This is a genomic window from Nocardia spongicola, from assembly GCF_047200775.1.
Taxonomy (GTDB): domain Bacteria; phylum Actinomycetota; class Actinomycetes; order Mycobacteriales; family Mycobacteriaceae; genus Nocardia.
Genome location: NZ_JBJZOO010000007.1, coordinates 83,441 through 103,454, shown reverse-complemented (window position 1 = coordinate 103,454; position 20,014 = coordinate 83,441). Strand labels below are relative to the sequence as shown.

Here is a 20,014-nt window from a genome sequence, read left to right as displayed (position 1 = left end):
GGCCCAGTTGGGCTGCCACGGATTCCATAGCAAGATGGCAGACGCAAGTTGAGGGATAGGTTGCCGCATCGGCTGTGGTCTCCCTCTCGCTAATCGAGGAAGTAGGCGTCGAGCTTCTTATCGGAATCCAGGATCTCGTCCGAAGCCACGCCGAGTTCCGCCGCTAGCTTGACCGATCCGACGAGCGCGACCTGCACGTCAGGCGAGAAGGCGCGTTCGAGCAGCCCGAGATAGTCCGACATGCTCTGGTCCAGCTTTTCCAGTATGGCCTGGTACTGCGCGGCGAGTTGCTCGTCGAGCGTGCGCTGCTCGTCGAGGTAACGCTCGATCAGCGCCGCCTCTCGCTTCGTCAACGACGATGCGACGGCCTTGTGCATCACAGTGCCGACCGTGGTGCCGATGACGGCGCCGAGGACCGGGATGGGGATGGTCGCCTGGCCGACGCAAGAGGCCAGCGCGTGTACTGCGGTCTGTAGGGCGATGAGCTCGGAGTTCTCGATGAACTCGAGTTCGTCGATCTGGTCCCGGCGGAGTTTGTTCGCTTGTTCTGCGATGCTGAAGGATGTGGTGACGATAGAGCTGGCGACGGCTGCGCAGGTCGCGGTGAAATTTGTGAGCGCGTAGATGCTCAGTCCTCGGACGCCACCCTTGCCGAAACCTGTGCCGGTCTCGCCTGCGAGGTCGATCCAGTCGCGCTCGCTGAACTCGCTGAGCCGCTTGCCTTCCCGGCGTTTGGCGACCACGGCCAGTACGAACGCGGTCCCGCCCGCAGTCGCGGCGGTCGTGAGTGCGGCCATGCCTCCTTCTCGCAGCGTCGGGCGGCTGCGTTGGTAGGCATCGTCGCGCAGGGACCGGTCCGTGGCGTGGAGCGAGCCCTTTTCGGCCGCCATGGTCGAGGTGTAGACATCGCGCTGCACTTCGCTGTACTCGAGTGTCGAGGGCTCGAGCGATTCGAAGCCGACCGATCTGTCTCGGAAGAACGCCTGGACCCGCTGCCAGTCTCTGAGGGAAGGTCCGTCGCCGCTGTGTGACAGTAGTGTGTTCGCTTCCTCGGGCGATAAGGCATGTAGCCGTTGGATCACCTCGAAGTGATCACGGGGGATCTGGTATTTCCCACCATTGCGCACGTATTCGGGATATTTCTGGAGGTGCTCGGCGATCGCGCCCAGTGAGAAGCGGCCACCCGCTGCGACGAATTTCTGCTGGATCTCGACACTTCCGCGCATCAGGTCGACGGGGCCGTTGTCGTTGACCCACTGGTAGACGGCCTCGTAGCCGAGGATCTGCTTTCGGGCGTTGCCGATCCCGACCTCGGCGATCTCGGCGATGAAGCCGTGCATGCCACGCTGTCCGCCGCGGTTAGCGGCGACCACTTCGAGGTCGATCTTCTTGACGGCTTCATCGACGCTGGTGAGCGCGTCCCGAAGGTGCTCGTCTTGCCGGCTGAGCGCGCTCAGAAGGTTGTTGATGCGGAGCTGGTTGAGATAGCTCACCCAGGAAGCAACTGCCTGTTCCTGGGTGACCGTGACGAACTCGGCAGCGTCACTCACTGTCAGCATCCTGTTCGACGCGCATGCTCAGCATGGTCGCGCACGACTTCGTGTTGTTCACCAACGTAGCGAGTGTCGACCGCTCGGCAGGGGTGAGCGCGTGGAAATCGGCGCGGAAGTACACCAAGGCTTCGCCGTAACTCTTTACCAGCCCTTCGCGGAGCGAGGCGGTCCGCTGGAGGAGGTCGTCTATCCGAGCATCCATGCCTTCGACGAGGGCGGTGTTGTGCTTTATCGCAATCAGCGCTTCGTGCTTCGCCTCTCGATTCTCGAACTTCTTCTTCGCGAACAGAGCGATCGACGCGAGGAGGGTCGCGCCCGCGATGGTCCAGCCGATCGGGCCTGCGAGCGCGAGCAGTGTGGTGCCTGCCGCAGTGCCGCCCCCACCGGCGGCCAGTGTGCCGCCACCGAGCCACGCCAGTGCTGCCTGACTGGCTGCCGCCCCGGAAAGGGTCGAGATCGCGGTGCCGGTCGACGCTGTCCCGAAGGTGGTAGCGACCCACATCGCCGCCGATGGTGCCAGGCTCGCTACCGCGGTGCCCGCCGCGAACCCGGCGCCTGCGCCTGCAGCCGACATCCGCGCCGCTTCCAGCTCTTTCTGAGCGAAATCCTCCGCGTCCAGGAACCGTTTCCGATGTACCTCGATCTCGTCGAAGTCGGTATCGAATGATTTCGGGGTGTTGGCGATGCTGTTCACCAACTGCTCGACCAATTCGATCAGGTCCGTCGAACGTTCGCGCTGACGCAACAGAGACAGGCCCTTGTCGGCCATCGCCGTGAAGACGCCGTTGTATTCCGCTACGGCCACTTCGTAGGGGTCCGGCCCTTTCGCGGTCAGCTTCTCGACCCTGCCTCTGGCCGCGTCCTTGACGTTGCCGACCTGCCCGGCGAACTGCGATGAAGCGGTTCGGGCCGCCTTGCCGATACCGTCGACGGTCCTGCCGATGCCCTCCTTGGCGTTGCCTACGTCGAGCTGTTCTACCATCGCACCCCTCCAAGACCATTGCGGCTCAACTACATAACGGAGAATACCGACCACATGCGACAGCTTGGACGGTTTGCGCACTCCGATCCACCCAGGGGGCGGCCCCCCGGGGGTCGACTCACCGAGTGCCTTTGTGGTCCGCTCCACAGCTCGCCCTCGCAGTGCCGGCCTCCTGAGGTTCACCGGGGAAGTTTCGATTCGGGCGGGGTGGGGTGGCCGTCCGGTGGTTTGGAGGGTCAGCGGGTCGGCCCGGGAGGCATGGATGTGGATCCACCGGCGTGCTGAATCGAATACGCTGCGGCTGCGAGGGCGTCTGTAATCGATGTATCGATCGAGGAGCCGGATATCTTCGATGCGGCGAAGTGCGCGGTGAACGCGTCGCTTGCTCCGGTGGTATCGATAACTTCCGGGACCGGATGTGCGGGGAAATGTCCGGCCGAGTTATCCATGAAAGTGAAGCAGCCGTCCGCGCCGCAAGTGACGATGATGTGCGGGATTCCAGTTGCGTTGTGCAGCATGGCCGGTAGGTCCGCAGGGTTGGAGGTAGTTGCCATTCCCTTGGCAGCCAAGAGTGCGTGCGCCTCAGTTCGGTTCGGCAACAGCACGTCGACCCCGTCATACGGCAAGGTGTGTGCGCCGGTCAGTGGTGGCGAGGGCTGCACGACCACGGTGGCCGATGATGTCCGCAACACCGATAACGCATAATGCGCGGTATCCAGCGGAAGCTCATACGTCATCAGGACTGCGTCGGCTGAGGTGAGTGCTTGTTGGGCACGGTCGATATCGGCTGGTGTGATCGCCATGTCGTCGGGAATACGCCATAGGAAAGATGTTTCGCCTGAGTCACCGACGAAGCACAGGCACAGTGGGGTGTTCGCGGTGTCCTGGTAGCGGATCAGGCTGGTATCGACACGGTTGTGTTCGAGGGCATCGATCACGATGCTGCCTGCCGGATCCTGGCCGACGACGCCCAATGCCAGGACATCGGCCCCGAGCCGTGCGAGGGCAACGGCTTGGTTGAGCGCCTTTCCGCCGGGTAGCAGCGTGATCGATTCGGCTTGCACGTCGGATTCCCACGCCGGCAGGTGGCTCGTTCGCGCGATGCAATCCACGATGTACGAGCCGATCACGATGAACCGGCGCCCAGCCACGGTATCCATCAGGCCGGATAGTTCCACTGCTGACCGGTGCCACGGTATTGCGTCACCGGAATCGGCTGCGTGCCAGGCAACATCCGCGACCGGTACAGAAGTCCGGCCAGATGACCGGTGACCCGGGGCATCGCCGACTGCAGCTCAGCGACGATCTGCCGTGCGTCGTCGGCCTCATGAGGAAGGTCGAACGGCAGTGTGGGGCCGGATAGCACCGGAGCGCCCTCCTGAACAGTCCCGAGGGTCGATATCCGCTCGCTGGGAAGTGCTTCGGAGGTGGGCATCTCATCCTTCGGTTGATGGTTCTTGAAATGCCATTCAAGCTGATAGAGAGCGTGAAGCGGAGGATTGTTCCTGTTCCAGGAAAACTGGACGTGTTCACCGGACTTCATCCGATGAACAAGATCTTCGGATGACTATGCCGGAAGAAGGATATGCACCTGGGGGGCGCACAGCTGTGCACCTCCAGGTGCATATCCCGGTTTGTCCAGCCGACCAGTGGTGTGGTGGTGTCTGCTCGTCACGAGGCTACCGAGTACCCGACATACTGATCTCCGGATTATCCAGTGATAACTGGACCCGGATATAGAGGCGTTGCGCGACGCTGGCAACAGGCTGTCACAGCACCTAGAGGGCGGCTCTGGTCCAGAAGTGGTCCCGATTCTCTGGAGGGGGTGATAACACAAAACCCCTTCCGATGCAGTTCGGAAGGGGTTTTCTGTCTGTCGGGCTGACAGGATTTGAACCTGCGACCACTTGACCCCCAGTCAAGTGCGCTACCAAACTGCGCCACAGCCCGCCGCGCCGATCGTTCCGGCGCTCGAAGAGATTACCGCACGATCAGGCGAGTGGGCTAATCGACTGGTCAGAGCATGTTTGTCACGGTGCGCCTCGGGCTGCCGGAGGCGCTTTCCCCGGGATGCTTGCGTGACACCGTGGAGGCAGTTGTGGCTGTGGCGGAGTTCGGTGAGTCTGTAGCTGTGAACGGCTGTGGAGCCGGTGTCGAATCGGCCCGGCTTCCTGTGTGGAAGGAGACCGCAGGTGCCGGGTAGTGGTGTGCGACTGATCGTGGTGGATGCCGCGAATGTCATCGGTTCGCGGCCGGATGGCTGGTGGCGTGATCGCTCCGGCGCGGCTCGTCGGTTGCTCATGGCGGTGGCGGAGGCTTGGGAACGCCTCGGCCGGTCGGATGAGGTGGTGGTGGTCCTAGAGGGAGCTGCCAAGGCGGCGATTGCCGGGGGAGTGGGGCCGGAGCTGGATGGTCTGCGTGTGGTGCGGGCGGCCGGTTCGGGTGATGACGCGATCGTGGCGGTGGTGGCCGCGGCTGTCGGAGCGGCCGAGGATCGTCCGATCACCGTGGTGACGGCGGATCGGGGGCTCCGCGATCGGGTGGAAGCGCTCGGGGCGCGGGTGGTCGGCCCGCGCTGGCTGATGGACCGTATCGAGGTATAGCGGTCGGGGTGGGAGTCCGGCATCTGCGCGGTAGGAGGTAGCCCGCAGTGTGCTGGTAGGTATGGAATGACTCGGTGCGCTTCGGCGTTTCGCCCATCTGTTCAGTCTGTTTTGGGGCAGTCTGTGCGGTATGACCGTCTCCGATACCGTAGGTACGCCATTGCTCTACCTGATCGAGATCTCCGAACCGGGCCACTTCGATAGGCCGTGGTGGAAGATTGCCAGTACGGGTGAGCCGAACCAGGTGGCGGCGGCGCTGGCCGAGCTGGCTGTCCGCACCGAGCGTGATATCGAGCGCGGTAGCAGCTTCGGTCGTTGTTGGTATCGCTATGACGTGCGGTGGTCCGATGGCGTGATGTTGGAGTCTTTTCAGGGGTCGATCCGGTCGGTATTGATCCCCGGTGAGTTGCGCTGTCTGTCTGTCGCGCTGGCCTCGGCATCGGGCACCGGCTCGCACTCCGTCGAGCGGCCACGGTGTTGAGATCCACGGTTCCCGGAGTACGCGTTCGACTACGGCGGAGGTAGCGGAGGTACCGGACCGCGATGATGCGTTCGATCAGACGAACTGCGATATCCGTGCTGGTGGCTGCCGGTCTCACGATTGCGGGTGTGCCGGGTCCCGTGTTCGCGGCGCCGCTGTTCACGGTGGAGGTGACCGGTGGCGCGATCGGGGGTTTCGCCGCGGACGGAATCATCAAGTATCTGGGGATTCCCTTCGCCGCGGCCACCGGTGGCGCGGCGCGATTCGGCCCGCCGCGGCCGGTGCCGCCATGGTCCGGTATCCGGCCTGCTATCGGCCATGGGCCCAGGTGTCCGCAGGAGGGAGGCTTTCCGCCGGCAGGTCCTATGAGCGAAGACTGTCTGAATATCGACCTGTATGTGCCCGCGGGCATTGGCGACAGACGACTGCCGGTCATGGTGTTCTTCCACGGCGGTGGCTATACCAGCGGTGCCAACAGTCAGTACGACGCACCGAGCCGGATGGTCGCTGAAGGCGATGTCATCGTGGCCATCCCGAACTATCGTCTCGGGCCGTTCGGGTTCTTGTCGCTGCCGGAGTTAGCCGCCGAATCAGGCGGAGCCACGGGAACCGCGGGCATTCAGGACCAGCAGGCAGCCCTGCGGTGGGTTCGCGATAATGCTCCGGTGTTCGGTGGTGACCCGGCGAATGTCACGATCTTCGGTGAATCGGCCGGTGGTGGAAGTGTCTGTACACATTTCGCCGCTCCCGCTTCCGATGGTCTCTACGACAAGGCCATCGTGCAAAGCGGTTCCTGTGTGAGATCGCCGGTGGTTCCGGGTAGTCGCGACGATGCCACCGACCGTTCGGAGCGTTATGCCCAAGAGGTCGGATGCGGCGACCCAGCAACGCGATTGGCCTGTCTGCGCGCGTTGCCGACGGCGCGGTTGCTGGAGTCGGCGGGTGTCCCTCCCGACCAGCAGACTCCGCGCTGGTTTCCCAGCATCGACGGCGTCGTGGTAACCATGACATTGGCTGCTGCGCTCGGCAGAGCCGACCGAAAGATTCCCTTGCTCATCGGGACCAACAGCGCCGAGGGGACGCTGCTCGTGGCCACATCCGACTATGCCCGCGGTCATGTTCCGGATGCCGCGAGCTATGAAAGTTATGTCCGCCGCTCGTTCGGCGCCTATGCCGACCGGGTGCTCGCCGAATACCCCCTCGCGCGATATCCGTCGCCTGCGGCCGCGCAATCCGCGGTGATCACCGACGGCTTGTTCGCGTGTCCTACGTTGTTCACCAGCAGGCTCGCTCGTGACGCCGGTCATCCGCTGTGGCAGTACGAATTCGACCAGGCGCCGTTCGGTACTGCCAATAGTGTGCTGCCAGGCGCTTTCCATACCGCTGAGTTGCTCTATCTGTTCAGCAGTCTGATGGGGGTACCGATACCGTGGACCGGCCGATCGGCTGATTTCGCCGGGCAGATGCAGCGATGGTGGACTACGTTCGCGCACACCGCGGACCCGAATGGACCCGGCTCGCCCTGGTGGCCTGCCTGGCCAGGGCCGACCGAATCCGGTCGGGACGGGCCTGCGCTGATCATGCGGGCGACCGGCAGCACTGTATCCCTGGATTTCGGCGCCAGGCACAACTGCGGATTCTGGTCCCGGCATCCGCGCTGAAGCCGCGTTGCGCACCGCATCGGTGCCCGGTATTCGCGCGGAACGGATTTCTGCGCCGCATAGCGGGAGCAGCCCGAGTGGGGGATAGCCGCGCGAGCATGAATGTTTGCTAACGAATAACTGGGGTAGCACGGTTGCATCGCGTATCAGTCCGGGAAGGTCCGATGCTATGAGGAGCACGCCGAGGGATGCCCCAGCGATCGGTGCCGGCATCGAGGAGCTCGTCCATGCGGCGGTGATCATGGTGGTACGCCGATCCGGCCGCGCTGTTCGTGAGCCGAATCCTGCTGGAGGCCGCCGCTCGATCCGGGGGAGAAGTATTGCGGCACCGCCGCGGCCGGGGCGTGGCGGATGATCGGGTATTACGTCCATCATCACGGATCGGGGCATGTGCTTCGAGCGCAATGTATTCGCGCGCATATCGAGCAACCGGTCGTCGCGCTGTCGTCGCTGTGGCTCGGCGACGACCACACCTTCGACGATACGGTGTGGCTGCCCGCAGGTGGTCGCGCCGCAGGTGTGGACGATTCCGCTGCGGCGGAGGCCCCGCACCGGGTGCCGAGACTCGATCACGAGCCTGCCGATCGGATGGCGGCGGTTGCCACCTGGATCGCCGAGGCACGTCCGGATGCCCTTGTGGTCGACGCATCGGTGGAGATCGCGCTACTGGCCCGGTCGCACGGGGTGCCCGTTATCGCTATGGCACTGCCGGGAGTTCGTATCGACCCGGCGCATCAGCTGGTCTACCGCAGCGCACAGCGATTGATCGCCGCATGGCCGCACGGGCTCTATGACCCGCTGTGGTTGCGTCCATACGCGGACAAGACCTGCTACGTCGGCGGCATCACTCGTTTCGATGGCAGGGCGCTGGTCCGGACGGACCTCCCGGACGAGCGCCCGACCGTACTCGTGCTCGGGGGCGCGGGCGGAATCCCGTGTACCGCGGCGATGGTGCGTGCCTGCGCCGCGCGCCACAGTCGATACCGCTGGCGTGGTATCGGATCGGGCGATCGGGTGGACGATCCGTGGCCGCAGCTGTGTGAAGCCGACATCATCGTCTCGCACGCCGGGCAGAGCGCGGTCGCCGATATCGCGGCCGCGGCCAAACCGACCATCCTCATCCCGGCGGACCGTCCGTTCGGTGAGCAGCATGCCACGGCCCGCGCGCTCGCCGCCGCGAAGATGGCGCTCACTCTCGATCGCTGGCCGGATCTCGATGCTTGGCCCTGGTTACTCGCCGAGGCAGGTGCGCTGGATACCGACCGATGGCGATGGTGGCATACGCGCGGCGCGGCGGCACGGGCGGCGGCGGCCGTCACGGAGGTCGTCACGGCAGGCGATCTCCAGCCCGCCTGGTGAGGGCAGCCGTCGAGAGCCCGTCTCGGGGAGAATCTTCCGGTGCCAGGTGTTCCGGCGGAGGATGCCGGCCGCCTGGGTGCGTGCCGGTGCCGGTGCCGGTGTGCGCGTATTCCAGCCGGTATACCGCGAACGCCGCGATACCACCGATAACACCGAGACCTGCCCAGGTCGCCCAGTCCGCCCCGGCGTCGCGGGCGGCACCGACGACGGCGCCGGTAGCCAGGTTGCCCACGAGGATGCCGATGCCGACCACGGTGTTGTAGAACCCATAGTGCGTTGCCACCAGTCTCTTTCCGGACAAGGCGACGACGGTGTCCATTTCGAAGGGGAAAACGGCCGCGGTGCCGACCGCGAGGATCGCGGCGCAGGCCAGCAGGGCGATGACCGCGGCCGGTGCGCCGAAACGGTGGGGGCCGGGGACTATCAGTAGCGGCAGGAAGGAGGCCGCGAGAATCACTATGCCGATAACCAGACTTCGGCTTGTGCCCCAGCGGGCTCGCAACCACGCGGTAATGCGCAGCTGTCCGGCGATGGCCACCACCCCTGACACCACGAACAGTGCCGATACCAGCAGCTGCGCCCGCGCTCCGGCGATGAACTCCGCCTGCAGCGGTAGCGCGAGATAGATCTGGAACGACAGGATATAAGAGCCGATCATGGCCACCGAGAACCAGACGAACCGGCGGTTGGTGACCACCGTCCGCCATTCGCCGAGTACGGAGGTTCGCTCGGTGAGCTCATCGGGGCGCCGGGCCGGCAGGGCGAACAGCTGGGCCACGGTCAGGGCCGCGAATACCGCGGCTGCCACTCCCGCGGTCACGGTGAAATCTAGGGTGAGCAAGGCCAAGCCGACCAGTGGACCGGCGAGGATGCCTGCCTGATAGAAGATGTTGAATACCGCGAAGGCTTCGATCCGTCGTTCGCCGGTGTCGGCGGCCAGATAGGCGCGCACAGCGGGATTGAACAGTGCCCCCGCGAAACCTGTCGCCGCCGAGGCCACCAGCAATCCCGGTAGCGAGGTAACGAACGCCAGCAAGGCGAAACCGCCGGTGCGAAGCAGGCAGCCCGCGACGATCAAGGGTTTGTAGCCCAGCCGGTCGGCCAGTGTGCCGCCGATCAGGAACATGCCCTGCTGAGAGAAGTTGCGTACGCCGAGCACCAGCCCTACCGCCCATGCCGCCAGTCCGAGCGGACCGGACAGATAACCGGCCAGGTAGGGCATCAGCATGTAGAAACCGAGGTTGATGCCGAACTGGTTGATCATCAGTAGCCGGGCGGCCGGATCGAAGCCACCGAACTTCCGTATCACGGTCACAGCGCGGGCTCTGCGGCGCAGGCGATGTTTCGCGGATCGACCACGGTGGCGCACCGGGTCCAGGAGTGCGCCACCCGCTGAGTGGGATGGGTGATCGTCTCCGGTTCGACCGGCGGATCGGCGGCGAGCAGTCCGTTTTCGCCGCAGTAGTCGTCGTTGTAGATCGTGTCGAAGTAACGGTGTGGGCCATCCGGGAAGATCGCCGCGATCCGGGTATCGGCATCGAACACCCGTGCCGCCCATCCCGCGACCAATCCGACCGCACCGACACTCCAGCCGCCGGTGGCGTGGTGCGTCGCGGCAAGGGTGCGGCAGGCCCACACTGCTTCGGACGGCGCCACCCAGTGCACTTCGTCGAAGGCCGCGTAGTCCACATTGACCGGATAGATGCTCGACCCGAGACCGCGCATCAGCCGCGGGCCCGCTGGTTGCCCGAAAATCGTCGAGAACACGGTGTCCACACCGATCAACCGCAAGGTCGGATCGAACCGGCGCAGTACTCGCGCGACTCCCGCGGAGCTGCCCCCGGTGCCGACCGCGCACACCAGCACATCCACGTCACCGAGCTGTTCGATCAGTTCGAATGCCAGTGATGCGTAGCCGTCGACGTTATCCGGGTTGTTGTACTGGTCAGGGCACCACGCATCGGGCTCGGCCGCGAGCAGTTCGGCCACTCGATCGCGCCGGGCCTGTTGCCAGCCACCGATCGGGTGCGGTTCGGTCACCAGATCGATCTTTGTTCCGTAGGCGGTGAGTATGCGGGCGATGATCGGCTCGAGTCCGGGATCGGTCACCACCGTTACCGGATGATGCCGGACCATCCCCGCCAGTGCCAGCCCCAGACCCAAGGTGCCACTGGTGGACTCCACGATCCGCGCACCCGGCGCCAGTTCACCGCGATCCGTTGCGCTGCGCACCATATGTAATGCGGGACGGTCCTTCATCCCTCCTGGATTGAGTCCTTCGAGTTTGGCCCAGAACCCCCGCCCCACCGGGGCGAGGGGCGCTCCGATCCACAGCACCGGGGTGTTGCCGACCAGTCCGTGTGGATGGCGGGTGGCCACCGGCGCCCCGATCAGGGCTGCCGCGGGGTCGTTGAACGTATCGAGCGCGACCTTGGTCATGATTGTTGCTTTCTGTATCGGAACCACCGAACGGTGGAGATGACGTGTACGGTCAGCGGACACCGGTCGACGGCGCATGACGTCGACCTGGCGCTGGCCGATCAGCGCCGGGCGATACAGAGCAAGGTCAGAGTGACTCGGCCACCGGCGCGCGGTGGGCCCCGGATACAGCTGATAGCGAGCGAGGTAGCGGAGACCGCGGCGAAGACCGTGACCACACTGAACAGCAGCAGGATCAGCGAGGCGATATTCCAACGGTCGGGGAGTATCGATTGCGCGATGCAGTGATCGCGGTGCGATGTGCACTCGTGAATCAGCACATCGGAGATCCCGTGCGCGGGGATCTCCCTCGTGGCCGACTCGAGGTGTCGTGCGGCCATGATTATCGGCGTAGCGGGATGTGACTCGGTTCCTGCCAGGGTGCAGTCGAGTATCGGCACAATGAGCAACGCCGCAGCTAGCAATGCTGCTGCGGGTCTGACATGCCGAAACCGAATGGATAACCGCACAGTGAGGCGACTATAGCAACTATTTATGAGAAGAATGCTCCTGGTGTGCCTGGATATGCGGTCGAGCCGCGTCGTGGGCTGTGTTCGGACCCCGATTCGCGGTATGAGGCCGCAGTCCGCGCTCAGTGGCTGGATCGGCGCTGTTCCCCGGTGTGATACGGAAGGAGCGGGCCGCACTCAGGCAACTTTCAGCAAAAGAAACGACAAAATGCTGGTGCTCGGATATGGGTAGTGTCAGGCTTAACCGGTGGCATTTCCTCCGGATGCTCAGGTGGCAGGGCCGGATCCGATGACGGATAAGCTGGACGCGGCGGTATTCAAGGTCGCGGGTGTGGTCGTGCTCGGCGCGATCATGTCGATTCTCGATGTCACCGTTGTCAGCGTCGCGATCCCGACCTTCCAGCGCGAATTCGGCACGAGCTACGCCATCGCGGCGTGGACGATGACCGGATACACACTCGCATTGGCCAGCGTGATCCCGCTGGCCGGATGGGCGGCGGATCGGTTCGGCACCAAGCGGCTGTACATGATGGCGCTCATCTTCTTCGTCCTTGGCTCGCTGCTGTGCAGCACGGCGTGGAACATCGAATCACTCATCGCGTTTCGCGTGATCCAGGGCCTCGGCGGCGGCATGCTGATGCCGCTCGGCATGACGATCATGACGCATGCGGCCGGTCCGCGGCGGATCGGCCGGGTGATGGCTGTGCTCGGTGTGCCGATGTTGCTCGGTCCGATCGCGGGCCCGATCCTCGGCGGCTGGTTGATCGAGAACTTCAGCTGGCACTGGATCTTTTTGATCAATGTGCCGATCGGTGTGAGCGCGCTGATCTCGGCGGCCATCGTGTTACCCGGGGATCGGCCGGAACCATCGGAGTCGTTCGACTTCCGCGGTATGTTGCTGGCCTCACCCGGTCTCGCCCTGTTCCTGTTCGGTGTTTCCTCCATCCCGGAGGCGGGAACGGTTGTCGCGGCGAAAGTGCTGATCCCCGCGGTGATCGGGGTGCTTCTGATGATCACCTTCGTGTTCCACGCATTGCGTACCGAACATCCGTTGATCGATCTGCGCCTGTTCGCCGACCGCGCGCTGACCTTCGCCGCGCTCACCATGCTGCTGTTCGCGATCGCGTTCTTCGGCATGGGCTTGCTGCTGCCGACCTATTTGCAGCAGGTGCGTGGGGAATCGGCGCTGGACGCGGGTCTGCTGCTCGCGCCACAGGGTATCGGCGCCATGCTCACCATGCCGGTCGCGGGCCGTCTGGTGGACAAGATCGGTCCAGGGAAGATCGTGCTGACCGGGATCACGCTGATCACGCTCGGGACGACCTACTTCGTCCGGATCGACGCGAATGATCCGTATCTGCCGATGCTGATCGCCTTGTTCGTAATGGGACTCGGCATGGGCTGCACGATGATGCCGACCATGACCGCGGCGATCCAGACCCTGACCCACCACCAGGTGGCTCGCGGTTCGACCTTGATGAACATCGTCAACCAGACCGCCGGTTCGATCGGCACGGCGACCATGTCGGTGGTCCTGACCAACGTGCTGAAGAACAAACCGCTGGCCGGTCCGGCGATCGCGGCGAATTTCGATCCCGGCCTGGCGGCCACCCTCCCACCGGGCGCGCTCGACACAGGTTTGCGGCAGGCCGCGCAGGCGTTCGGCCACACCTACACGGTGGCACTTGTGCTGATCGTCCTCACCGTGATCCCGGCTTTCTTCTTACCGCGGACCGAACCGGTGAATCCGGAGACCGCCGAGGATGCGGTCGGTGCCGGAGCCGCCTCTCAGGTGTAGCGGGCGATGAAGCGGTCGAGAGACCGTTCGATATCACCTCTGACCGCACGAGCGACACCGGAGCCGATCGGCCCGAACAGCGGTGCGCCACCGAGTTCCATGTCTATGGCGACCTCGGAACCCGAGCCTTTGGGGGTGACGATCAACTGCAGGCCCAGTTTGGTTCCTCCTTTACCGGCGCCGATCAAATGCAGGCGATGAGGTGGTTGCGCGGCGCGCACCGTCCAGGTGACCCGATTACGTAAGCCTTTGACGGAGGCGATGCCAACCAGTTGTGTGCCGACGGTCAATTCGGTGGGGACCGCACCGCGCCATGCTTCGTGCATGGTCAGCCAGGTGCCGAGTTCAGCGAGATCGGAGGTGTGCGACCAGGCCTCCTCTGGGGAGATCGGGACGTCGACCGATACCTTCAGCTTTGCCATGGGCGCATGGTATCCGGCGCTGTTCGGCTGCCCGATGGGGGCAAAGCACATGGTGCCCATCCATCCGGCTGAGGAAATCCGGTACTGGTTAAAAGATCTGAAGAGACTTCGGTGGAATGCTGCTAGTGTGCGAATAGTCGGGTTCTGGTCGCTGTTGGACATGATCCGCACGGGCGGTGATTCGTGATGTAATCGCCTGTCCTGTGGGCATTGTGCGGTAGGCGCTCGGTCGGAGTGTCGGTCGATGCGGGGCTCTGGTGTCCCGGCGCGGAGGTGTCCCGACACGAACCCGATCAACCAGTCCGTCCACGGTCGGCAGGCGAGGAAGGCGAGCGAAGCAGGGTAGCGGAAAGCCGATTCCTCCAGACCAGTCAACGACGAAAGAACTGATGAATCAAGATATCGCTGTGGCGCTTTCATGGATCTTCGCCGCCGCTTTGGTGATCGCGGTAGCAGGGGCGCTCTACGCAGTGCAGTACGGCAGGGCTCAGCGAGCCAAGGTCGAGGCTCTGACCAGGGAACAGCGTGCCACGGAGGACACACTGGAACGGTTTGTCACCACTACGCTTCCCGCGGTCGCCGATTCGATACGCAGATTCGAGCCGCAGGTGCCGCCGGTGGAGGTACAAGCGGACATAGAAGATTCGCGGACGGCGCAGTACCTGCGTTGGATCGGTGAGCGATACGCCGACGATCTGAACCTGATACGTGCGGAGACCAGGGAATTCGCCGATAACGAAGCGCAACAGGCGATCAAAGCCGCAGAAGGGGCAGCGCGCGCCGAGGTCTCTGCCTCGGCGCGGCAGGCGACCAGTGCGGCGGTCCGCTCGTTCGGCACCTCTGTGGTGAGCCTCGGTGCCGATGTCAGCCAGGTGGTGAGCGCCGCGCTGCGCGAACATCGCGACGACCAGGTGTACGAGACACTCACTCGGATCGATCATTCTGTGCAGCAGATGATCCGACAGGCGCAGTCCTACGTGATCGTCTGTGGCGGCCTACCCGGTCGGCGCTGGCCCGCGCAGTCCCTGACCGATGTAGTCGGTGGCGCCATCGGCCGCGTCCGCGAATACCTGAGGGTGCGGCCCAACCAGCTCGATCGGGTGGTCACCAGCCGCGCGGTGGAGCCGCTTGTACACACGCTGGCGACGTTGCTCGACAACGCATTGCGGTACTCTCCGCCGACGTCCTACGTGGATGTCAGTTTTCAGGAGGGCCACCACGGTGTCACCGTCATCATCGATGACGCCGGCGTGCGGATGAACGCCGAGCAGATGGAAGAAGCTCGGCAGGTGCTCGCGCAGGAGCGGCCCGTCGACATCCACCAGCTCGGCCCGTCGCCGAAGGTCGGTTTCCCCGGAGTCGCGGCGTTGGCTCGTCGTTACGGTTTCACCGTGTACATCGATGGGCCGAACGTCTACGGGGGGATGCGCGCAATGGTCTATATCCCGGAGTCGCTGCTGGCAAGTCCGCAGAACACCCAGGAGGTCGCACCAGTGAGCGAGGCACAGTCAGAACTGATCACCGCCGCTGCCGTGGTGCCTGGTACGCGGCAGAGCAACGAAGAGCACGAGCTGGAGCTGCACGAGATCACCAGCGGCGGTTTACCCAAACGACGCCGCCGGACGGTCGCGTTGGCCCCGGTCGGTCCGCGTTCCGAGTCAGGAACGGCTCGCCCCGAGATCGCCGCGGCATGGCATACCGGCTCCAAGCGCGGCCGCGCCGCCGCATCCGATGACACGGAAGGGATGACATCCTGATGGCCACACCCGTGACCGACAGCAGCAACAGACTGGGCTGGCTACTCGAAGATCTCAATATCTCCGGTGTACGGTTCGCGGTGCTGCTATCCGACGACGGACTACGCATCGCGCACTCCACAGGAATCACACGTGACGAGGCCGAACGCTTCGCTGCCGCCGCATCGGGTCTGCGCTCGCTCGGTAAAGCGCTCGGCGAGTTCTGCGGTGATTCCTACAACGGTGTGCGGCAGAACATCACCGAGTACGACCAGGGGATGATCCTCATCACCGCGGCGGGAGAAGGCGCGCTACTAGGCGTCGCGACGACTGCCGATATCGATGTGGGTCTCATCGCGCATCGGATGAACGAGCTGGCCGGTCGAGTCGGACATGAGCTGGGCAGTCAGCCGCGCAGGCGCATAGACGGTAGCGAAATACCATGATCGAGTACAGCGAGCGAGTCGAAGGTGTTACCGCGCCTGGCATTACGGAACCGAACAGGCGCGGGGTGACGTTATGAGTAAACATCGTCGCGACCCGGACTTGGTCCGGGCTTATGTGCGCACCGGGGGGCGCACGCGTCCTACTCGCGAGCTGGACTTGGTCACTTTGGTGTTGACCGCCAAGGATCCGCTTCCCGGTGCCTCGCCCGATGCGCGCCGGGTCATGACGCTGTGCAGTCGCCGAGGGGCGCTCTCGATCGCCGAGATCGCCGCGTACCTCGATCTACCGCCATCCGTCGTGAAGATCATCGCGTCCGATCTCATGGACAGCGGGCAGTTGGTCACCCCAACCCCGGCTGAATCCCTGCCGGAGATCGCTCTGCTGGAGGAGGTACTCAATGGGCTCCGTGCTCTTGCCGTCTGACCGGGCCGTCGACTATGTGCCGGAGACCGTTACCCGCTCGGTGAAACTGTTGGTAGCAGGCAACTTCGGTGTCGGCAAGACCACGTTCGTCAGCAGTGTCTCGGAGATCAAGCCACTGCGTACCGAGGAAACCATCACCGAAGCCAGTGTCGGCGTCGACGATATGGCGGGCTTGCCCGGTAAAGCACAGACCACTGTCGCGATGGACTTCGGCCGGATCACGCTCAGCCCTACTTTGGCGCTCTACCTGTTCGGTACGCCCGGTCAGCAGCGTTTCGTGCCTTTGTGGGAGGAGCTGGCCAAAGGTGCGCTCGGTGCGCTTGTGTTGGTCGATACCCGCCGCATCGAGAAATCCGATGAGGTGCTCTCGGTGCTCGAAGAACGCGGTGTCCCGTATTCGGTTGCGGTAAACCAATTCGAGGGGTCTCACCAATACCCGCTCGACGAGGTTCGTGATGCCCTCGATCTGGAACCGGACACCCCGTTGACCGCCCTGGACGCGCGGGACCGCGGCACGTGCCTGCGTTCGCTGATCACACTTGTCGAATTCCTGTTCCACCGTCAGGAATCTCGTCGTTGACCACCTCCCAGCCTGTTCGAGTGGGTGACATCGGCGTATGAGGTGCTCGCGGCATCGGTGATCGGCTGTCGCCGCACGTTCCGTATACCGAATGGTCCGGATTACTGTCCAGCAGGTTTCCGAGTTCCGGCCCAGCTGTCCGGTCGAGTTCTCGTAACCCTCTGCGCACCAGGTGCTCCCGGCTCCAGCGAGGTATGTCGTCCTCGCTGGAGCCGGGAGTACGGCAGAGCTTTTCACTGATAGAACTGCCCACCGATACCGAAGGGAGACAACCAGGCACAGGTCGGGCAGTGCCGTATCTCTATGCGATATACGCCGATTCGACCTGGAATCCGATACATCCATATCAACTCGACGCACTTGAGCGAAGCGCAGAGCCGCGCATCGACCGCACTCGTCGAATGTTCATTCCCCTCTGGAGTCTTTTCTCGTGACCACGCCACAGTTCTCGCCACCCACCTCAGCGTCCGCGAATGGCTGCCCTGTCCAGCACGGCTCGCCGATCGACACCGCAGGGCCGCGCTATGCGCTGTATTCGGAGGAGTACGCCGCGGATCCGCATCGGGCCTATCGTGAGATGCGCCGCACGTACGGCTCGCTCGTTCCGGTGGAGCTCGCGCCGGATGTGCCCGCCACCTTGGTGATCGGATATCACACCGCACTACGTATCCTCAACGACCCCGAGCATTTTCCCGCGGACCCGCGTACCTGGCAGAAGAATATTCCCGCTGAGTGCCCGGTGCTGCCGATGCTGGAATGGCGGCCGAACGCATTGCGCAGCGCGGGCCTGGAACACCTGCGCTACCGGCAGGCGAACGTGGCGAGTATCGCCGATATCGATTTGCACGCCCTGCACAGCACTGTGGAGCGGATCGCGGTCCCGCTGATCAACTCCTTCTGCCAGGACGGTGCGGTGGATCTGATCAGCCAGTACGCGTTTCCGCTCACCTTCGAGGTACTCAATGCCATGCTCGGCTGCCCAGCGGATATCGGGCAACAGGTCGCGACCGGTATGGCCGCCATGTTCGAAGGCATCAACGCGGACAAGGGCAATCAGATGCTCACCGACGCGTTGTTCGATCTGGTGCGACTGAAGCGAGAAGAGCCGGGTGACGATGTCACTTCCCGATTGTTGCTGCACCCCGCCCAACTGGACGATACGGAGATGATCCACCAGCTGGTCACCCTCTACGGCGCGGGCATCGAGCCGCAACAGAATCTGATCACCAACACGTTGTTGTTGATGCTTACCGACGACCGTTTCGCGGGAAGTTTTCTCAGCGGCAGTCTTTCCACCCGCGATGCCCTCGACGAGGTGTTGTTCAACGACCCGCCGATGGCCAACTACTGTGTCAGCTACCCGAAGCAGCCGATTCTCATCGACGGCGTGTGGTTACCCGCGCATCAGCCGGTCGTGATCAGTATGTCCGGCTGCAACAACGATCCCGCCATCGGTGTCGGCGAACGCACGGACAACCGGGCGCATCTGGCATGGAGTGTCGGGCCGCATGCCTGCCCGGCCCGATCCGCTGCCTATCTGGTGGTCCAGGACGCCATCGACCAACTCCTCGACGCGCTGCCCGAGCTGAGCTTGGCTGTTACGCCTGACCAATTGACCTGGCGACCGGGACCGTTCCATCGTGCCTTGGTCTCCTTGCCTGTTGTTTTCCCGAAATCCCCTCCACTGAATATGTTCTAAGGAGATTCTCATGGACCTACAACCCCTGGTGCTCGACCCGATGGGTACCGATATCCAAGGTGAGTCCGCTCGCCTCCGTGAGCGGGGGCCGATCACGCTTGTCGAGCTGCCCGGTGGTGTCAAGGCCTGGTCGGTCACCGATGCGGGCATCCTCAAGCAGCTGCTGGCCGACTCGAGGGTGTCGAAAGATGCCAAGCAGCACTGGCCCGAGTTCATCAACGGGGAGATTCCTCAGGATTGGCCGCTGTTCCTGTGGGTGGCGGTGAACAACATGTTCACCGCTTATGGCGCCGATCATCGCAGACTGCGCAAGCTGGTCGCGCCCGCTTTCACGCACCGCCGTACCCAGGCGATGCGGCCGATGGTCGAGCAGATCACCACGAATCTGCTCGACGAGCTCGCGGCGACGCCCGCGGGTGAGGTGGTAGACCTGCGGGAGGGATTCGCCTACCCGCTGCCGATCCAGGTCATCAGCGCGCTGATGGGTGTTCCGGAATCTCTGAACGCCGGCTTGCGCACCTGCGTCGACGGTATCTTCGACACCTCGCTCAGCCCTGAGGAGTCGCAGGCCAACTATATGGAGATGTACCGGATCCTCGGGGAACTCGTCGCCCACCGCCGTGCGGAGCCTGGCGACGATATGACCAGCCTGTTGATCTCATACCGTGCCGAGGACGATGGCGCGCAGCTGACCGAACAGGAGCTGATCGATACGCTGTTGCTCGTGATCAGCGCTGGGCACGAGACCACGGTGAACCTGCTCGACCAGGCGATTTTCGCGCTGCTGACCCGCGCCGACCAGCGCGGTGAGGTGACCTCGGGGCAGGTGCCATGGACCGATCTGATCGAGGAGACCCTGCGGTTCGAATCGCCGGTGGCGCATTTGCCGCTGCGCTTCGCTGTCGACGATATCGAGATCGATGGTATCCGGATCGCCAAGGGGGAGCCGATCCTCGCCTCCTACGCCGCGGCCAACCGCGATCCGAAACTACACGGCCCGACCGCAGATGAATTCGATCCACGTAGGCCGAGCAAAGAGCATCTGGCCTTCGGTTACGGGGCGCATCACTGCCTGGGAGCGCCATTGGCCCGGTTGGAAGCCGAGATCGCCTTGCCGGGTATCTTCCAGCGCTTCCCGAATATGCGTCTGGCCGCCGACCCCGCCGAACTCGGCACCGTATCCAGTTTCATCTCCAACGGCCATGCCAGGCTGCCGGTTTACTTGGAGCCGACGGACTAGAGCTCGTTACCGCTGCGGGCGCCTGCGGCCACCCGGTCGTGGGCGCCCACAGCGGTAGTATCCGGCTCGGCATGCTCGGGGT

19 protein-coding genes and 1 tRNA gene are annotated in these 20,014 nt (G+C 63.9%); 11 read left to right on the top strand and 9 right to left on the bottom strand.

The features are described 5' to 3' along the window. Positions 1–89 precede the first annotated feature (89 nt). The 5 genes from ACL02S_RS15530 to ACL02S_RS15510 all read right to left on the bottom strand — a co-directional run bounded on the left by ACL02S_RS15530 (position 90) and on the right by ACL02S_RS15510 (position 4,485). Positions 90–1,559 carry a hypothetical protein gene (locus ACL02S_RS15530; RefSeq protein WP_412803125.1) on the bottom strand — a complete coding sequence of 490 codons (1,470 nt, stop codon included), beginning with the start codon at positions 1,557–1,559 and terminating at the stop codon, positions 90–92. Continuing rightward, positions 1,543–2,535 carry a hypothetical protein gene (locus tag ACL02S_RS15525; protein WP_412803124.1) on the bottom strand — a complete coding sequence of 331 codons (993 nt, stop codon included), beginning with the start codon at positions 2,533–2,535 and terminating at the stop codon, positions 1,543–1,545. Before ACL02S_RS15525 ends, ACL02S_RS15530 begins: the two co-directional genes overlap by 17 nt. 236 nt (positions 2,536–2,771) lie before the next feature. After that, the gene (locus tag ACL02S_RS15520) at positions 2,772–3,695 is read right to left on the bottom strand and encodes a PfkB family carbohydrate kinase (protein ID WP_412803123.1); all 924 of its coding nucleotides are present in this window, start codon (positions 3,693–3,695) and stop codon (positions 2,772–2,774) included. Beyond that, the gene (locus tag ACL02S_RS15515) at positions 3,695–3,970 is read right to left on the bottom strand and encodes a hypothetical protein (protein WP_412803122.1); all 276 of its coding nucleotides are present in this window, start codon (positions 3,968–3,970) and stop codon (positions 3,695–3,697) included. Before ACL02S_RS15515 ends, ACL02S_RS15520 begins: the two co-directional genes overlap by 1 nt. Positions 3,971–4,411: 441 nt before the next feature. Further along, a tRNA-Pro gene (locus tag ACL02S_RS15510) sits at positions 4,412–4,485 on the bottom strand. Positions 4,486–4,727: 242 nt separating this feature from the next. Here ACL02S_RS15510 and ACL02S_RS15505 point away from each other — a divergent pair. From ACL02S_RS15505 to ACL02S_RS15490, 4 genes are all read left to right on the top strand, one after another. After that, a complete protein-coding gene (locus tag ACL02S_RS15505) occupies positions 4,728–5,138 on the top strand; it encodes a hypothetical protein (RefSeq protein ID WP_412803121.1) in 411 nt (136 codons plus the stop codon). 130 nt (positions 5,139–5,268) lie between these two features. Further along, positions 5,269–5,619: a hypothetical protein gene (locus tag ACL02S_RS15500; protein WP_412803120.1), complete on the top strand. Its 351-nt coding sequence runs from the start codon at positions 5,269–5,271 to the stop codon at positions 5,617–5,619. A gap of 128 nt (positions 5,620–5,747) precedes the next feature. After that, on the top strand, positions 5,748–7,280 hold the full coding sequence (locus ACL02S_RS15495; RefSeq protein ID WP_412803119.1) for a carboxylesterase/lipase family protein: 1,533 nt from the start codon (positions 5,748–5,750) through the stop codon (positions 7,278–7,280). 390 nt (positions 7,281–7,670) lie between these two features. Next, positions 7,671–8,639 (top strand): glycosyltransferase, encoded by a 969-nt coding sequence (locus ACL02S_RS15490; RefSeq protein WP_412803118.1) that lies wholly within the window; start codon positions 7,671–7,673, stop codon positions 8,637–8,639. Here ACL02S_RS15490 and ACL02S_RS15485 read toward each other — a convergent pair. The 3 genes from ACL02S_RS15485 to lpqS all read right to left on the bottom strand — a co-directional run bounded on the left by ACL02S_RS15485 (position 8,608) and on the right by lpqS (position 11,587). Further along, positions 8,608–9,954 carry an MDR family MFS transporter gene (locus tag ACL02S_RS15485; RefSeq protein WP_412803117.1) on the bottom strand — a complete coding sequence of 449 codons (1,347 nt, stop codon included), beginning with the start codon at positions 9,952–9,954 and terminating at the stop codon, positions 8,608–8,610. The two genes, ACL02S_RS15490 and ACL02S_RS15485, sit on opposite strands and share 32 nt — an antisense overlap. Beyond that, positions 9,951–11,078, bottom strand: coding sequence for a PLP-dependent cysteine synthase family protein (locus tag ACL02S_RS15480; RefSeq protein WP_412803116.1), 1,128 nt, complete (start codon positions 11,076–11,078; stop codon positions 9,951–9,953). Before ACL02S_RS15480 ends, ACL02S_RS15485 begins: the two co-directional genes overlap by 4 nt. A gap of 101 nt (positions 11,079–11,179) precedes the next feature. Further along, the gene (gene lpqS, locus ACL02S_RS15475) at positions 11,180–11,587 is read right to left on the bottom strand and encodes a putative copper homeostasis (lipo)protein LpqS (protein ID WP_503129060.1); all 408 of its coding nucleotides are present in this window, start codon (positions 11,585–11,587) and stop codon (positions 11,180–11,182) included. 289 nt (positions 11,588–11,876) lie between these two features. Between lpqS and ACL02S_RS15470 the strand changes: the two genes are divergently transcribed. Beyond that, positions 11,877–13,385 carry a DHA2 family efflux MFS transporter permease subunit gene (locus tag ACL02S_RS15470; RefSeq protein WP_412803232.1) on the top strand — a complete coding sequence of 503 codons (1,509 nt, stop codon included), beginning with the start codon at positions 11,877–11,879 and terminating at the stop codon, positions 13,383–13,385. Here ACL02S_RS15470 and ACL02S_RS15465 read toward each other — a convergent pair. Then, the gene (locus tag ACL02S_RS15465) at positions 13,376–13,807 is read right to left on the bottom strand and encodes a type II toxin-antitoxin system Rv0910 family toxin (protein ID WP_412803114.1); all 432 of its coding nucleotides are present in this window, start codon (positions 13,805–13,807) and stop codon (positions 13,376–13,378) included. The two genes, ACL02S_RS15470 and ACL02S_RS15465, sit on opposite strands and share 10 nt — an antisense overlap. 389 nt (positions 13,808–14,196) lie before the next feature. Here ACL02S_RS15465 and ACL02S_RS15460 point away from each other — a divergent pair, with 389 nt between their 5' ends. From ACL02S_RS15460 to ACL02S_RS15435, 6 genes are all read left to right on the top strand, one after another. After that, on the top strand, positions 14,197–15,564 hold the full coding sequence (locus ACL02S_RS15460) for an ATP-binding protein (RefSeq protein ID WP_503129059.1): 1,368 nt from the start codon (positions 14,197–14,199) through the stop codon (positions 15,562–15,564). Then, the gene (locus ACL02S_RS15455) at positions 15,564–15,989 is read left to right on the top strand and encodes a roadblock/LC7 domain-containing protein (protein WP_412803112.1); all 426 of its coding nucleotides are present in this window, start codon (positions 15,564–15,566) and stop codon (positions 15,987–15,989) included. The genes ACL02S_RS15460 and ACL02S_RS15455 overlap by 1 nt, the downstream gene beginning before the upstream one ends. 73 nt (positions 15,990–16,062) lie before the next feature. After that, positions 16,063–16,413 (top strand): DUF742 domain-containing protein, encoded by a 351-nt coding sequence (locus ACL02S_RS15450; RefSeq protein WP_412803111.1) that lies wholly within the window; start codon positions 16,063–16,065, stop codon positions 16,411–16,413. Then, on the top strand, positions 16,388–16,993 hold the full coding sequence (locus ACL02S_RS15445; RefSeq protein ID WP_412803110.1) for a GTP-binding protein: 606 nt from the start codon (positions 16,388–16,390) through the stop codon (positions 16,991–16,993). The genes ACL02S_RS15450 and ACL02S_RS15445 overlap by 26 nt, the downstream gene beginning before the upstream one ends. 430 nt (positions 16,994–17,423) lie before the next feature. Then, the gene (locus tag ACL02S_RS15440) at positions 17,424–18,692 is read left to right on the top strand and encodes a cytochrome P450 (RefSeq protein ID WP_412803109.1); all 1,269 of its coding nucleotides are present in this window, start codon (positions 17,424–17,426) and stop codon (positions 18,690–18,692) included. A 10-nt stretch (positions 18,693–18,702) separates the two neighbouring features. Beyond that, complete coding sequence (locus tag ACL02S_RS15435) at positions 18,703–19,932, top strand: cytochrome P450 family protein (protein WP_412803108.1); 1,230 nt, start codon at positions 18,703–18,705, stop codon at positions 19,930–19,932. Positions 19,933–20,014 lie beyond the last annotated feature (82 nt).